This window comes from Rhodosalinus sp. FB01 (assembly GCF_041365715.1).
In the GTDB taxonomy this organism is placed as follows: domain Bacteria; phylum Pseudomonadota; class Alphaproteobacteria; order Rhodobacterales; family Rhodobacteraceae; genus Rhodosalinus.
Genome location: NZ_JBGFSH010000125.1, coordinates 1 through 311, shown reverse-complemented (window position 1 = coordinate 311; position 311 = coordinate 1). Strand labels below are relative to the sequence as shown.

At 65.0% G+C, this 311-nt stretch carries 1 protein-coding gene; it reads left to right on the top strand.

Annotated features, from left to right (window positions below; all coding sequences use genetic code 11):
* A partial coding sequence (locus tag AB6A65_RS16885) for an NAD-dependent epimerase/dehydratase family protein (RefSeq protein WP_371039533.1) occupies positions 1 to 311 on the top strand: 311 nt, incomplete at both ends.

Here is a 311-nt window from a genome sequence, read left to right as displayed (position 1 = left end):
AGATCCTCTTCCAGTTCTACGCGCAGAACGACGGTCTCCGGATCACCGACCTGCATCAGGGCATCGTCTGGGGCACCAACACCGATCAGACGAAGCGCCACGAACAGCTCGTCAACCGCTTCGACTACGACGGCGACTACGGCACGGTGCTCAACCGCTTCCTGATCCAGGCCGCGATCGACCACCCGCTGACGGTGCACGGCACAGGCGGGCAGACCCGCGCCTTCATCCACATCCAGGACTCCGTGCGCTGCATCGAGCTGGCGCTGGCGGACGCGCCGAAGGCGGGCGAGCGGGTGAAGATCTTCAAC